Here is a 16,443-nt window from a genome sequence, read left to right on the forward strand (position 1 = left end):
GGGCGCGTAAGGCGGGTCTGGTGTTCTCGGCGCGTGAGGTGTTCCAGCACCGCACGCCGGAGGCGCTGGCGGCCGTGGCCACGTCCGCCACCGGCACGGCGACCGAGGACCCGAAGGCGGGTCTGGGCCTGGTCGCGGAGACCCCGATCGTGGGGTGGCTGCGTGAGCTGGGTGGTCCGGTGGAGGGGTTCAACCAGGCGATGCTGGTGCAGACCCCGGCCGGTGCGACGTTCGAGCGGCTGGCGGATGCTGTGCAGAGGGTGCTGGACCACCACGACGTGCTGCGTTCCCGTCTGGTGCGGGGCGAGGGCGTCTGGAACCTGGACGTCGCCGAGGCCGGCTCGGTCCGGGCCGCCGACGTGCTGCGGGTCGCCCTGCCGGGCGAGGACATCACCACGCAGGCGCGTGCCGCGCAGTTGCGGTTGTCGCCCGACGCGGGTGTGATGGTGCAGGCGGTGTGGTTCGAGGACGAGCAGCGCCTCCTGCTGATGGCCCATCACCTGGTGGTGGACGGTGTGTCGTGGCGTGTGCTGCTGCCGGATCTGGCCCAGGCCTACGAGGGCGTGGAGCTGGAGCCGGTGGGGACCTCGTTCCGCCGCTGGGCCGAGCAGCTGACCGCGCTGGACCGCACGGCCGAACTCCCGCTCTGGCAGGCCCAGTCGGTCACTCAGGATGCGCTCATCGGCGCCCGCCCGCTCGACCCCGAAGTGGACACTGCGTCCACTCTGCGGCACCTGTCGCTGTCGCTCCCGTCGGAGGTGACGGCGGGGCTGCTGACCGAGGTCGCGGCGAAGTACCGGGCCACGGTCAACGACGTGCTGCTGACCGGTTTCGCGCTGGCGGTCTCCGCCTGGCGCGGGGGCTCCTCCACGGAGGTCCTGGTGGATCTGGAGGGGCACGGCCGTGAGGCCGTGGTCGACGGCGCGGACGTCTCGCGCACGGTGGGCTGGTTCACCAGCATGTTCCCCGTCCGCCTGGACGCGGGCACCGGCACCGATCTCGGCCGGTCGTTGAAGGCGGTCAAGGAGCAGCTGCACGCGCTGCCGGACAACGGCATCGGCTACGGCGTCCTGCGGTACACCGACGCCGAGGCGGCCGCCGTTCTGGCGGAGCTGCCGGCCCCGCAGATCGGGTTCAACTACCTGGGTCGTTTCGACGCCACCGCCGGTGACGGCGCGGGCGCGGACTGGGCCCTGCGCTCCGACGCCGACCTCGGCGACGGCCGCGAAGCAGGCATGCGCCTCGCCCACGCGCTGGATGTCAACGCGGTCACCCTCGACCACGCCGACGGCCCGCGCCTGACCGCCGACTGGTCCTGGCCGGCCGCCCTGTTCACCGAGGACGAGGTCCAGGTCCTGGCCGAGGGCTGGTTCGAGGCGCTGCGCGCCCTGGCCGCCCACGCCGCGACCACCGGGAACGCCGGTCTGACCCCGTCCGACGTGCGTCCGCTGGTGTCCGTGACCCAGGAGCAGATCGAGGCGCTGGAGGCCGACCACGGCCCCCTGGCCGACCTGCTGCCGCTCTCGCCGCTCCAGCAGGGCCTGTTCTTCCACGCCGTCTACGACACCGAGGGCGAGGACGTCTACACCGTCCAGCTCACCCTCGACATCGAGGGCGCGGTCGACCGGCCCGCCCTGCGCGCGGCCCTGCACACGCTGCTGACCCGGCACGCGGGCCTCCGCGCGGCCTTCCGCCACGAGGGCCTGGACGCCCCCGTCCAGGCGGTGCCGGCCGGCTTCGAGCTGCCGTTCACCGAGGTCGACCTGACCGGCCTGCCCGCCCAGGAGCGGGACGCCGCGGCCGACCGCCTGGTGGCGCAGGACCGCACCCGGCGCTTCGACCTGGCGGCGCCCCCGCTGATGCGGTTCACCCTCGCCTCCACCGCGGCCGACCGGCACCGGCTGATCGTCAGCCACCACCACCTGCTGCTCGACGGCTGGTCCATGCCGGTCTTCCTCGGTGAGCTGTTCACCCTGTACGCCGAGCGGGGCGACGCCTCCGCGCTGCCCCGCGTGACCCCCTACCGCGACTACCTCGGCTGGATCGCCGGCCAGGACCGCGACGCCGCGGAGGCGGCGTGGCAGGAGGTCCTCGGTGGGCTCGAGGAGCCCACCCTGGTCGCCGCGCCCGACCCCTCCCGCGCCCCGGTACGGGCGGAGCACATCCGCCTGGAGCTGCCCGAGGCCGAGACCGCCGCGCTCGCCCGCTGGGCGCGCGAGCGCGGGGTCACCGTCAACACGGTCGTCCAGGCGGCCTGGGCGATGGTCCTGGGCCGGCTCACCGGCCGCAGCGACGTGGTCTTCGGCGGTACCGTCTCCGGCCGCCCGCCGCAGGTCCCCGGCATCGAGTCGATGGTCGGCCTGTTCATCAACACCCTGCCGGTCCGGGTCGCCCTCGACCCGGCCGAGCCGCTCGGCGCCCTGCTGGACCGCCTCCAGGCCCAGCAGGCAGGGCTGATGGACCACCAGTTCCTGCCGCTCGCCGACCTCCAGCGGGTCACCGGCCTCGGGGAGCTCTTCGACACCCTCGTCGTCTTCGAGAACTACCCCCTCGACGCCGACGGGCTGCGCAGCGCCGCCGGCGGCCTGGGCATCGTGGGCGGCGACAACCACGAGAGCACCCACTACCCGCTCAGCCTCACCGTGAGCCTGGGCCGCTCCCTCGGACTCGACCTCGCCCACCGCCCCGACCTGATCGGGACGGCCCGCGCCGACGACATCGCCGCCACCCTGGTGCGGCTGCTCGGCGAGGCGGCCGGCCAGGCCGGCACCCCCGTCGGACGGCTGCGGCTGCTGCCCGCCGCCGACGAGCAGCGGGTGCTGGTCGACTGGGCCGGCCGGGCCGAGGCCGAGCCGGACCTGGAACCGCTGACCGAGCGGTTCGCCCGCCAGGCGGCCGCCACCCCCGGGGCCACCGCGGTGATCTGCGGCCCGGACCGGCTCACGTACGCCGAACTGGACGAGCGCTCCACGCGCCTGGCGCACCTGCTCGCCGACCGCGGCGCGGGCCCCGAGGCGTACGTCGCCGTCGCCCTGCCGCGCAGCGCCGACCTGCTGGTCGCCCTGCTCGCGGTGCTCAAGTCCGGCGCCGGCTACGTACCGCTGGACCCCGAGCACCCGGCCGAGCGGCTGGGCTACGTCCTCGACGACGCCCGCCCCTCGCTGCTGCTGACCACGACCGCGACCGCCGCGGCGCTGCCTGCCACCGGCACTCCGGCGCTGCTGCTGGACGACCCGGCCACCGGCGAGGCCCTCGCCGCCCGGCCGGCCGGCACCCCCGCGTCCGTGCGGGCCGACGGGCGGACCCCGGCGTACGCCATCTACACCTCCGGCTCCACCGGCCGGCCCAAGGGCGTGGTCGTCCCGCGCGCCGCCCTGGACAACTTCCTGGCGGACATGGCCGAGCGGGTGCCGATGGACGGCACGGACCGGCTGGTCGCGGTCACCACCGTCTCCTTCGACATCGCCGCCCTGGAGCTGTACCTGCCGCTGCTGGCCGGCGCCGCGGTGGTCGTCGCGGGCAAGGACGAGGTCCTCGACCCCGAGGCGCTCGCCGCGCTGATCACCGGACACGCCGGCACCGTCCTGCAGGCGACCCCGTCGCTGTGGCAGAGCCTCACGGACCAGGTGCCGCACGCCCTCGCGGGCCTGCGGATGCTGGTCGGCGGCGAGGCGGTCCCGGGCGCCCTGGCCGAGGCGATGGCCGCGGCCGGCCGCTCGGTGCTCAACGTGTACGGGCCGACCGAGACCACGATCTGGTCCACCACCGCCGAGCTCGACGGCACCGCGGCCGCCCCGTCCATCGGCCGCCCCATCCTGAACACCCGCGCGTACGTGCTCGACGGGGCGCTGCGCCCGGCCGCCCCCGGCGTGCCCGGCGAGCTCTACCTCGCGGGCGCGGGCCTGGCCCGCGGCTACCTGGGCCGGCCCGGCCTGACCGCCGAGCGCTTCACCGCCGACCCGTACGGGGCCCCCGGCACCCGGATGTACCGCACCGGCGACCTGGTCCGCTGGAGCCACGACGGGACCATCGAGTACCTGGGCCGGACCGACTTCCAGGTCAAGGTGCGCGGCTTCCGCATCGAGCTCGGCGAGATCGAGGCCGTCCTCGCCCGGCACCCGCAGGTCTCCCGGGTCGCGGTCGTCGTCCGCGAGGACCGCCCCGGCACCAAGATGCTGGCGGGGTACGTCGTCCCGGCCGCCGACGGCCCGGCGCCGGGCGCGCAGGAGCTGCGCGCCCACGCCGCCGCCGACCTGCCCGACTACATGGTTCCGGCCGTGTTCGTCACCCTGGACGCGCTGCCGCTGAACACCAACGGCAAGCTCGACCGCAAGGCGCTGCCGGCGCCCGACTTCACCGACCGGCCCGCCGGCCGGGCCCCGGCCACCCCGCGCGAGGAACTGCTCGCGGGCCTGTTCGCGGACGTGCTCGGCCTGCCCGCGGTCGGCGTCGAGGACAGCTTCTTCACCCTCGGCGGCGACAGCATCACCTCCGTGCAGCTGGTGGGCCGGGCCCGGCTGGCCGGCCTGGTGCTGACCCCGCGCGAGGTGTTCCAGCACAAGACGGTCCAGGCGCTCGCCGCCGCGCTGCCGCAGTCCCCGGCCGAGCAGCTGCTCGCACCGGACCCGGACGGCGCGGACCCGGCGATCGGCGCCCTGCCCGCCACCCCGATCATCCGCTGGCTGCGCGAACTGGGCGGCCGCATCGACGGGTTCAACCAGTCCGTGGCGGCACCCGTGCCGGGCGGCCTCACCGAGGACACGCTGCGCGCCGTCGTCCAGGCCGTGCTCGACCACCACGACGCGCTGCGCGCCCGCCTGGTGCGCGAGGCCGCCGACTGGGTCCTGCACGTCCCGCCGAAGGGAACGCTGCGGGCCGCCGACGTGGTCCACCGCATCGACGTGGCCGGCCTGGACGAGGCCGCCCTGGCCGAGCGCGTCCACGCCGAGGGCCGCGCCGCGCAGGACCGGCTCGACCCCGACGCCGGGCTGATGGTCCAGGCGGTCTGGTTCGACGCCGGACCGCAGGAGCTGGGCCGGCTGCTGCTGATCGTCCACCACCTGGTGGTCGACGGGGTGTCCTGGCGGATCCTGATGCCCGACTTCATGGCCGCCTACGAGGCCGTCGCCGCCGGCCGCGAGCCCGTACTGGAACCGGTGTGGACCTCCCTGCGGGCCTGGGCCAGGGGCCTGGCCCGGGCGGCGCTCGCCCCCGAACGGGCCGCCGAACTCCCGGTGTGGACCGGCATGCTCAGCGGCTACCGGGAGCCCGCGCTGGGCGCCCGGCCGCTGGACCCGTCCCGCGACGTGGCCGCCACGGCCCGGCAGTACAGCATCACGCTGCCCGCCGAGACCACCGGCCCGCTGCTGACCACCGTGCCCACGGCGCTCGGCACCGGCGTGGGCGAGGTGCTGCTCACCGCGTTCGCGCTGGCCGTCACCGACTGGGACCGCGGCCGCGGACGGCTGCGCGAGCAGGGCGTCCTGCTCGACCTGGAGGGCCACGGCCGCGAGGAGCTGCTCGCCGGCGTCCTGCCGGACGCCGACATCTCGCGCACCGTCGGCTGGTTCACCAGCCTCTTCCCGGTCCGCCTCGACCCCGCCGTCCCCGACGGCGACTGGGAGGCGCTGTACGCGGGCGGACCCGCCGCGGGCCGGGCCCTGGCCCACGTGGCCGGGCAGCTCGCCGAGCTGCCCGACAACGGCGCCGGGTACGGGCTGCTGCGCCACCTCAACCCGGAGACGGCCGGCGTCCTGGCCGCACTCCCCGACCCGCAGATCGGCTTCAACTACCTGGGCCGGTTCGGCGCCGGGGACGGGGCCGGCGGCGACAACGGCGACAACGGCGAGAACGGCGACGGGGGCCTCGGCGGCAGCGACGCCGCGATGCCCGCCGCACACGCCCTGGAGCTGAACTCACTGGCCCAGGACGGTCCCGGCGGCCCCCGCCTGGTGGCCTCCTGGAGCTGGCCCGAGGAGCTGTTCACCGAGGCCGAGGTGGCCGCGCTCGCCGAGGGCTGGTTCCGGGCGCTGCGCGCCCTGGTCGCCCACGCCGCGGACCCCGCGGCCCGGCCGGTACAGGCGGTGGCCCCGCGCCCCGCGGCGGCCGGACCGGCCCCGCTGCTCGATCTCGACCAGGACGAGATCGACGCGTTCGAAGAAGACTTCGAGTTCTGAGTGGAGAGAAGCGACATGACCAAGCAGAAGCCGCGCCTGGAGGGCATCCTCCCGCTCTCCCCGCTCCAGCAGGGCCTGCTGTTCCACGCGCAGTACGACGAGCAGGGCCCCGACGTCTACACCATGCAGTTCGTCCTCGACATCGAGGGCGGGGTGCACACCGAGCACCTGCGCTCCGCCTGCGCGGCCCTGCTGCGACGGCACCCGGGGCTGCGCGCCGCGTTCCGCCACCGCAAGAACGGCGAGCCGGTCCAGCTCATCCCCTTCGAGACGGCACCCGACTTCACCGTCACCGACCTGTCCGGCCGACCAGCCGGCGAGCGGGCCGCCGCGGCCGAGGAGATCGCCGCCGCGGACCGCGCCCGCCGCTTCGACCTGGCGCGCCCGCCGCTGATCCGCTTCACCCTCGTGGACCTGGGCGAGGGGCGCCTGCAGTTCCTCGTCACCGCGCACCACATCCTGCTCGACGGCTGGTCCCGGGCCCTGCTCATCGGCGAGCTCTTCGAGCTGTACGGGCTGCTGAAGTCCGGCTCCGACGAGCGGGCGCTGCCCGCCGTGGCCCCGTACCGCGACTACCTCGCCTGGGTGGCCGCCCAGGACCGCACCGCCGCCGAGGACGCCTGGCGCCGGGCCCTGGACGGGGTGGAGGAGCCCACCCTGCTCGCCGCTCCCGACGCCGGCCGCGCACCGCTCGCCCCCGCGCTGACCCGCGTCGAGCTGCCGGCCGCCGCCACCGCCGAACTGGCCCGCTGGGCGCGCGGGCGCGGCATCACCGTCAACACCGTGGTGCAGGCCGCCTGGGCGATCGTCCTGGGCCGGCTGACCGGCCGCGACGACGTCGTGTTCGGCGGCACCGTCTCCGGCCGCCCGCCGCAGCTGCCCGGCGTCGAGTCCATGATCGGCCTGTTCATCAACACCCTGCCGGTCCGGGTCGCCCTGGACCCGGCCGAGCCGGTCGGCGCCCTGCTGGAGCGCCTCCAGGACCAGCAGGCCGCCCTGATGGACCACCAGTTCCTCGGGCTGGGCGACATCCAGCGCCTCACCCCGGCGGCCGGCGAACTCTTCGACACCCTCCTGGTGTTCGAGAACTACCCCGTCGACACCGAGGGCCTGCGCCGCTCCGCAGGCGGCCTGGGCGTGGTCGACGGCCGCAGCCACGAGGGCACGCACTACCCGCTGAGCCTGCTGGTCAACGCCGGCGACACCCTCGCTCTGGAGCTGAGCCACCGCCCCGACCTCCTCGACACCGCCGCCGCGCGGGCCGTGGGCGAGCGCGTGCTGCGCCTGCTCGCCGCCCTGCCCGGCGCCGAGCACACCCCCGTGGGGCGGCTCGACCTGCTCACCGGCGACGAGCGCGAGCAGGTCCTCGGCACCTGGAACGACACCGCCCACGAGGGCCCGCTGCTCCCGCTGCCCGCCCTGTTCCGGCAGACCGCCGACCGCCACCCCGACGCCGTAGCCGTCGAGTTCGCCGGCACCGCCCTGACCTACCGCGAGCTCGACGCCCGCGCCAACCGCCTGGCCCGCCTGCTCATCGCCCGCGGCGCCGGCCCCGAGCGGACCGTCGCCCTCGCCCTGCCCCGCTCCGTCGACCTGGTCGCCGCCCTGTGGGCCGTACTGAAGTCCGGCGCCGCCTACCTGCCCGTCGACGCCGGCTACCCGGCCGACCGCATCGCCCACATGCTCGGCGACGCCCGGCCCGCCCTCGTCGTCACCGACCACGCCACCGGGCCGGGCATCGCCGCCGCGACGGGCGACGCCGCCACCCCGCTGCTGCTCCTGGACGACGAGGCCACGGCCGCCGAACTCGCCGCCCTGCCCGACGGCGAGGTCACCGACGCCGAGCGCACCTCGCCGCTGACCCCGCTCACCCCCGCCTACGTCATCTACACCTCCGGATCCACCGGCCGGCCCAAGGGCGTGGCGATGCCCGGCGCCCCGCTCGCCAACCTCATCGGCTGGCACGAGGCGGAGCTCCCCGGCGGACCGGGCGTGCGCACCGCCCAGTTCACCGCCATCAGCTTCGACGTCTCCGCCCAGGAGATCCTCTCCACCACCCTCTCGGGCCGCGCCCTGGTCGTCCCCGACGAGGACACCCGCCGCGACCCGGCCGCCTTCGTCCAGTGGCTGGCCGACCAGCGGATCAACGAGGTGTACGCGCCCAACCTGGTCATCGACGCCCTCTGCGAGGAGGCCGTCGGCCAGGGCCTGGAGCTGCCCGGCCTGCGCCACCTCGCCCAGGCCGGTGAAGCCCTCGTCCTGAGCAAGCGGATCCGCGACTTCCACCACGGCACGGGGCGCGTCCTGCACAACCACTACGGGCCCACCGAGACCCACGTGGTCACCGCCGCCACCCTCCCCGCGGACACCGACGCCTGGCCGGCCCGCCCCACCATCGGCCGCCCCATCCGTAACACGCGCACCTACGTCCTCGACAGCGCGCTGCGCCCGGTCCAGCCCGGTGTGCCCGGCGAGCTCTACCTCGCGGGTGCGGGCCTGGCCCGCGGCTACCTGGGCCGGCCCGGCCTGACCGCCGAGCGTTTCGTCGCCGACCCCTACGGCCCGGCCGGCTCGCGCATGTACCGCACCGGCGACGTGGTGCAGTGGACCGCCGACGGCGAACTCGACTACCTCGGCCGCTCCGACCACCAGGTCAAGATCCGCGGCTTCCGCATCGAGCTCGGCGAGATCGAGGCCGCGCTCACCACCCACCCCGCGATCGCGCAGGCCGCCGTCATCGCCCGCGAGGACCGCCCCGGCATCAAGACCGTCGCCGCCTACCTCGTCCCCGCCGACGGCCGCACCGTGCCCGGCTCCGACGAGCTGCGCGCCCACCTCGACGCCGCCCTGCCCGACTACATGGTGCCCTCCGCCTACGTCGCCCTGACCGAGCTCCCGCTCACTCCCAACCGCAAGCTCGACCGCCGCGCCCTGCCCGTGCCCGACGGCGCGGCCGCCGCCGGCCGGGCCCCCCGCACCGCCCGCGAGGCCCGGCTGTGCGAGCTGTTCGCCGACGTGCTGGGACTTCAGAAGGTCTCGATCGACGACAGCTTCTTCGACCTGGGCGGCCACTCCCTGCTCGCCACCCGCCTGGTCAGCCGCGTCCGGGCCGGCCTCGGCGCGGAGATCCCCGTACGCACCCTCTTCGAGGCCCCCACCGTCGCCGCCCTGGACGCGGCGATCGCCGGCGCCGGCCGCGCCCGCCAGGCCCTGACCGCCCGGCCCCGCCCCGACGCCGTACCGCTCTCGCCCGCCCAGCGGCGCCTGTGGTTCCTCGGCCGCTTCGAGGACGCCGGCGGCAACTACAACCTGCCGATGGCCGTACGGATCTCCGGCGAACTGGACGTCCCCGCCCTGCGCGCCGCCCTCGGCGACGTCGTGGCCCGCCACGAGGCCCTGCGCACCGTCTTCCCCGACACCGACGGCCACCCCCGCCAGCACGTCCTCGACCCGGCCGACGCCGTCCCCGCCCTGCCGGTCATCGGCGTCGCCGACGACGAGCTGGACCGGGCCCTGGCCGCGGCCGCCGGCAAGGAGTTCGACCTCACCAGGGACCTCCCGCTGCGCACCCGGCTGTTCGCGCTCGGCGGCACCGAGTACGTCCTGCTGCTGGTCGTCCACCACATCGCCGCCGACGGCTGGTCCATGGCGCCGCTGGCCCGCGACCTCGGCGAGGCGTACCGGGCCCGCCGCGCCGGCCGGGCCCCCGCCCGGGAGCCGCTGCCCGTCCAGTACGCCGACTACACCCTGTGGCGCGAGGAGGTCCTCGGCGACGAGCACACCCCCGGTGGTGAACTCGCCCGCCAGATCGACTTCTGGCGCACCACCCTCGCGGACCTCCCCGAGGAGCTGGCGCTGCCCGCCGACCGCCCCCGCCCCGCCGAGACGAGCTACCGCGGCGACACCGTGGACCTCACCGTCGACGCCGCCACCCACCAGGCGCTCGCCGGCCTCGCCCGCGCCTCCCGCGCCAGCGTCTTCATGGCCGCCCAGGCCGCGCTCGCCGCACTGCTGCACCGCCTCGGCGCCGGCGAGGACATCCCCCTCGGCACCCCCGTCGCCGGCCGCACCGACCAGGCCCTCGACGAGCTCGTCGGCTTCTTCGTCAACACCCTGGTGCTGCGCACCGACGTCTCCGGCGACCCCACCTTCCGCGAACTGCTGGACCGGGTCCGGGAGGCCGACCTCGCCGCGTACGCCCACCAGGACGTCCCCTTCGAGCAGCTGGTCGAGACCCTCAACCCGGGCCGCTCCCTGGCCCGGCACCCGCTGTTCCAGGTCATGCTGTCCTTCCAGAACAACGCCGAGGCCGCCCTCGACCTCGACGGGGTCCGCACCGGTGCCCGGCCCGTGGGCCTGAAGACCTCCAACTTCGACCTCTCCGTCGTCCTCGCCGAGCGCTTCACCGCCGACGGCACCCCCGACGGCATCGAAGGCGGCATCGAGTTCGCCACCGACCTCTTCGACCGCGAGACCGCCCAGGCGCTCGCCGACCGGCTGGTCCGCCTGGTCGCCGACCTCGTCGCCGATCCCGACCGGCCGCTGTCCACCGTGGACGTCCTCGACCCCGAGGAGCGCCACCAGGTCCTCGACGGCTGGAACGACACCTCCCGCGAGTACCCGGCCGACACCCTGCCCCGGCTCTTCGAGGCGCAGGCCGCCCGCACCCCCGACGCCACCGCCCTGGTCTTCCGCGACGTCAGGCTGAGCTACGCCGCCCTCAACGGCTGGGCCAACCGCCTCGCCCGCCAGCTCGTCGCCGACGGCGTCCGCCCCGAACAGGCCGTCGCCGTACGGCTGCCGCGCTCCGCCGAGCACATCGTGGCGCTGCTCGCCGTCATGAAGGCCGGCGCCGTGTACCTGCCCGTGGACCCGTCCTACCCGGCCGAGCGCATCGCCTACGTCCTCGACGACGCGCGGCCCGTCACCGAACTGGCCTCCGTCGCCGACCTGCACGCCCTCGACCGCGACCGCGCCTGGCCGGACCACGACCTCGGCCCCGACGAGGCGCCCGGCGCCGGCCACCCCGACAGCGCCGCGTACGTGATCTACACCTCCGGCTCCACCGGCCGCCCCAAGGGCGTCACCGTCCAGCACCGCAGCGTCGCCAACCTCTTCCACGACCACTTCGACCGGCTGTACGCCGACGTCATCGCTGCCGCCGGACAGCGCCGCCTCAAGGTCGCCCTCGCCGCGTCGTTCTCCTTCGACGCCGCCATCGACCCGCTGCTGTGGCTGGTCGCCGGCCACGAGCTGCACCTCATGGACGACGAAGCCCGCCAGGACCCCGCCGCCCTGCTCGCCTACGCCCGCCGGGTCGGCGGCCTCGACCACATCGACACCACCCCCGGCCACTTCCAGCAGCTCCACGAGCTGGGCATCACCACGGAGGACGGCATCCGCCCGCTCCTGGTCAGCCTCGGCGGGGAGGCGCTCGGCGAGGCCCTGCGCGGTGAACTCGCCCGCACCCCGGGCCTGGTGGCGTACAACCTGTACGGGCCCACCGAGGCCACCGTCGACGCACTCGGCCAGCGGGTCACCGACAGCGACCGCGTCCTGGTCGGCCGCCCGCTCGCCAACTACCGCGCCTACGTGCTGGACACGGCCCTGCGCCCGGTACCGCCCGGCGTCCCCGGCGAGCTGTACCTCGCCGGCGCCGGCCTGGCCCGCGGCTACCTGCGCCGCCCGGACCTGACCGCCGAGCGGTTCACCGCCGACCCGTACGGCGCCCCCGGCACCCGCATGTACCGCACCGGCGACCGCGCCCGCTGGACCCGCGACGGCCGGATCGACTGCCTCGGCCGCGCCGACGACCAGGTCAAGATCCGCGGCTTCCGCATCGAGCTCGGCGAGATCGAGGCCGCCCTGGAGACGCTGACCGGCATCGCCCAGAGCGCCGTGGTCGTCCGCGAGGACCGCCCCGGTATCCAGGAGCTCGTCGCCTACCTCGTCCCCGCCCAGGGCGCGGACGCCCCCGAGCCCGGGCGGCTGCGCCACGCCCTCGGCGAGCGGCTGCCCGACTACATGGTCCCGACCGCCTACGTCGCCCTGCCCCAGCTGCCGCTGACCGTCAACGGCAAGCTCGACCGCAAGGCCCTGCCCGCGCCCGGACCGCGTACCGGCCCGGCCGGCCGCCCCCCGCGCACCGCGCGCGAGAAGGCCCTGTGCGAGATCTACGCCGAGATCCTCGGCCTGGAGCAGGTCTCCATCGACGACAGCTTCTTCGACCTCGGCGGCCACTCGCTGCTCGCGATCCGCGTCACCGGCCGCATCCGCTCCCGCCTGGGCGCGGAGACCGCGGTCCGCACCCTCTTCGAGGCGCCGACGGTGGCCGCTCTGGCCGAGCGCCTCGGCGAGCAGGGCACCGGCCGCCCCGCCCTGGCCGTGCGGGAGCGCCCCGCGGAGATCCCGCTGTCGCCCGCCCAGCGGCGGCTGTGGTTCCTCGACCGCTTCGAGGGGCCCAGCGCCACGTACAACATGCCGCTCGCCGTCCGCCTCACCGGCGCCCTCGACGCGGCGGCCCTCGAAGCCGCGCTGGGAGACGTCGTGGCGCGCCACGAGAGCCTGCGCACCGTCTTCCCCGACACCGACGGCCGCCCGCGCCAGCTGATCCTGGCGCCCGAGGCCGCACGTCCGGTCCTGCAGACGGCGCCGTACGACGCCGAGGCGCTGGCCGCCGAGGTCTCCCGCGGCTTCGACCTGGCCGCCGACCTGCCCCTGCGCGCCCACCTGTTCACGGTCGACGCCACCACGCACGTCCTGCTGCTCGTCGTCCACCACATCGCGGGCGACGGCTGGTCCATGGGCCCGCTGGCCCGCGACCTCGGCGAGGCGTACGCCGCCCGCGCCGCGGGCGCGGCCCCCGCCTGGGAGCCGCTGCCGGTCCAGTACGCCGACTACACGCTGTGGCAGCGGGAGATCCTGGGCGACGAGGACGACCCGGTGAGCGAGCTGTCGCGGCAGGTCGACCACTGGCGCACCACCCTGGCGGGCCTCCCCGAGGAACTGCCCCTGCCCACGGACCGCCCCCGCCCGGCCCGCATGAGCTACCGCGGCGACACGGTCCCGTTCCGGGTCTCCGAGGACACCCGCACCCACCTGGACGCGCTGGCCCGGACCTCGGGGACGAGCCTGTTCATGGTGGTCCAGGCGGCCCTGGCGACGCTCCTGCACCGCCTCGGCGCGGGCACGGACATTCCGCTCGGCTCCCCGATCGCGGGCCGCACCGACGAGTCCCTGGACGAGCTCGTGGGCTTCTTCGTCAACACCCTGGTCCTGCGGACGGACGTGTCGGGCGAGCCCACCTTCCGGGAGCTGCTGGAGCGGGTCCGGGAGACGGACCTGGCGGCGTACGCGAACCAGGACGTGCCCTTCGAGCGACTCGTGGAGGTCCTCAACCCCGAGCGCTCCATGGCCCGCCACCCCCTCTTCCAGGTCATGCTCGCCTTCCAGAACACCGGCGAGGCCACCCTCGGCCTCGGCGGCCTGACCATCGCCCCCGAGGACATCAGCTTCGACGCGGCGAAGTTCGACCTGACCTTCCAGCTCGCGGAGGCGGGGTCGGGTCTGGAGGGCAGTGTCGAGTACGCGGTGGACTTGTTCGACCGGGCGACGGCCGAGGCGCTGGCACAGCGTCTGGTGGCCGTGCTGGACGCGGTCGCGGCGGATCCGGAGCTCCGGGTCGGCGCGGTGGAGGTCCTGACCGGGGCCGAGCGGGAGCGGGTGCTGGGGCAATGGGCGGTCGGCGCCGAGCCGGGTCTGGCTCCGGTGACGTTCCACGGTCTGTTCGAGGCGGCGGTGGACGCGACGCCGGATGCTCCGGCGCTCGTGTCCGGCGGCCTGGTGCTGTCGTACGCGGAGGTGGAGGCGCGGGCGAACCGCCTGGCGCACTGGATGACGGGTCAGGGTGTGGGTCCGGAGGGCGTGGTGGCGCTGGTGCTGCCGCGTTCGGTGGACATCGTGGTCGCCCAACTTGCCGTCCTGAAGGCCGGCGGCGCGTACCTTCCGGTGGACCCGGAGTACCCGGCCGAGCGGATCGCGTACATGCTGGACGACGCCCGCCCGGTGCTGGTCCTGCGCGAACTGCCCGACACCGCAGGGCAGTCCACGGCCCGCCCGGCTGCCGTCCCGGTCGCCCCCGGCCACCCCGCGTACGTGATCTACACGTCCGGTTCGACCGGTCGCCCGAAGGGTGTCGTGGTGTCGCACGCGGGTCTGGCCGCTTTCGCGGCGGCGGAGCTGGACCGGTTCGCGGTGGACGCGGACAGCCGGGTGCTGCAGTTCGCCTCGCCGAGCTTCGACGCCTCGGTGCTGGAGCTGGTGATGACCTTCGCCGCGGGTGCGGCGCTGGTCGTGCCGCCGGCGGGTCCGCTGGCCGGTGAGGTCCTCGCGGAGGTCCTGACGGCCGAGCAGGTCACCCATGCCCTGATCCCGCCGGCCGCGCTGGCCAGCGTCCCGACGGGCGAGTTCCCGGCCTTCCGCACGCTGATCGTCGGTGGTGACGCCACCTCCGCCGAGCTGGTGGACCGCTGGGCTCCGGGCCGGAGGATGGTCAACGCCTACGGCCCCACCGAATCCACGGTCGTGGCCACCACGTCCGCCCCGCTGACCGCCGACCGGGGAGTGCCGGCCATCGGCACCCCGATCCCCGGCACCCGTACGTACGTCCTCGACGCGGCCCTGCGTCCGGTCGCCCCGGGCGTGGCCGGCGAGCTGTACATCGCCGGTGCGGGCCTGGCCCGTGGCTACCTGCGCCGGCCCGCGCTGACGGCAGAGCGGTTCGTGGCCGACCCGTACGGTCCGTCCGGCAGCCGGATGTACCGGACCGGTGATGTGGCGCGTTGGACGCGGGACGGGGAGCTGGAGTACCTGGGCCGGTCGGACGACCAGGTCAAGGTGCGCGGCTTCCGCATCGAGCTCGGTGAGATCGAGACGGTCCTGGCCACCCACGCCTCGGTCGCGCACAACGCCGTGGTCGTCCGCGAGGACACCCCCGGCATCAAGCGCCTGGCCGCCTACGTCGTCCCCGCCGAGGGCGTCGTCCTGGACACCGACGCCCTGCGCGCCCACATCGGCGCCGCCCTGCCCGACTACATGGTCCCGGCCGCCTTCGTCGCCCTCGACGCCCTCCCGCTCACCGTCAACGGCAAGCTCGACCGCAAGCAGCTCCCCGCCCCGGGCACCGACACCGCGCCCGCCGGCCGTGGTCCCCGCTCGGCCCAGGAAGAAGTCCTCTGCGGCCTGTTCGCCGAAGTACTGGGGGTCGACCGGGTGGGCATCGACGACAGTTTCTTCGAGCTCGGCGGCGACAGCATCACCTCCATCCAGCTGGTCAGCCGCATCCGTTCCGTGATGGGCGTCAAGCTCAGCAACCGCGGCATCTTCGAGACGCCGACCGTCGCCCAGCTCACCGACAAGCTCGGTACCGGCCAGGACGGCGACGGCTTCGAGGTGCTGCTGCCGCTGCGCACGGGCGGTGAGCGGCCCCCGCTGTTCTGCGTCCACGGCGCGGGCGGCCTGAGCTGGCCGTACTCGACCCTGCTGGCGCACATCGCGGCCGAGTACCCGGTCTACGGCCTCCAGGCCCGCGGCCTGAACGGCGAGGGCGCGATCGCGACGAGCGTCACGGAGATGGCCGCGGACTACGTCGAGCAGATCCGCTCGGTCCAGCCGTCCGGCCCCTACCACCTCGTCGGCTGGTCCTTCGGCGGCCTCGTCGCCCACGAGATCGCCACGCAGCTCACCGAGGCGGGGGAGAGGGTGGCCCTGCTGGCCAACCTCGACCAGACCCCGTACGACGAGTCCTGGAAGGACGACGACTACACGCTCCCCACCGAGCGGGACGTCCTGGAGACCCTCCTCGACTTCGTCGGGTACGACCTCGACGAGCTGCGCTCCCAGCCCCTGGACCACCAGCGGGCGATGGAGCTGATCCGGAGCCGCGACAGCGCGCTCGGCAGCCTGGAGGAGCACCACATCTCGGCCTTCGTGAAGGTCGGCATCAACAACCACGTGCTCAGCGCCGCCTACCGGCCGCGCCGCTTCGACGGCGAGCTGCTGCTCTTCGTCTCCACGGCCGCCGCCGTCGATCCGGCGGCCAAGGCGGTGGACTCCGTCGCCGCCTGGGAGCCGTACGTCGCCGGCGCCATCACCACCCACCCGGTGCACGCGCACCACGGACACCTGCTCCAGCCGGAACCGGCGGCCGAGATCGGCCGGGTCGTCCTCGAGAAGCTCGCCGGTCAGCCGGCCTCCGTCCGCTGACCCG

Annotated in this window: 2 protein-coding genes; both read left to right on the forward strand. The window is 75.2% G+C overall.

The genetic code is table 11. From position 1 onward, the window contains the following. Nucleotides 1–20: 20 nt before the first annotated feature. Nucleotides 21–6,176 carry a non-ribosomal peptide synthetase gene (locus GPJ59_RS06970; RefSeq protein ID WP_219665566.1) on the forward strand — a complete coding sequence of 2,052 codons (6,156 nt, stop codon included), beginning with the start codon at nt 21–23 and terminating at the stop codon, nt 6,174–6,176. A 15-nt stretch (nt 6,177–6,191) separates the two neighbouring features. Next, entirely contained in the window at nt 6,192–16,439 is a 10,248-nt protein-coding gene (locus GPJ59_RS06975; protein ID WP_219665567.1) for a non-ribosomal peptide synthetase, read from the forward strand. Nucleotides 16,440–16,443: the final 4 nt, after the last annotated feature.

The sequence above is a fragment of the Streptomyces bambusae genome (genome assembly GCF_019400985.1).
GTDB classification, from domain to species: domain Bacteria; phylum Actinomycetota; class Actinomycetes; order Streptomycetales; family Streptomycetaceae; genus Streptomyces; species Streptomyces bambusae_A.

Bases quoted from the DNA above. Each gene is read 5' to 3' on its own strand.
- GPJ59_RS06975 (WP_219665567.1), top strand. From the start codon at position 6,192: ATGACCAAGCAGAAGCCGCGCCTGGAGGGCATCCTCCCGCTCTCCCCG.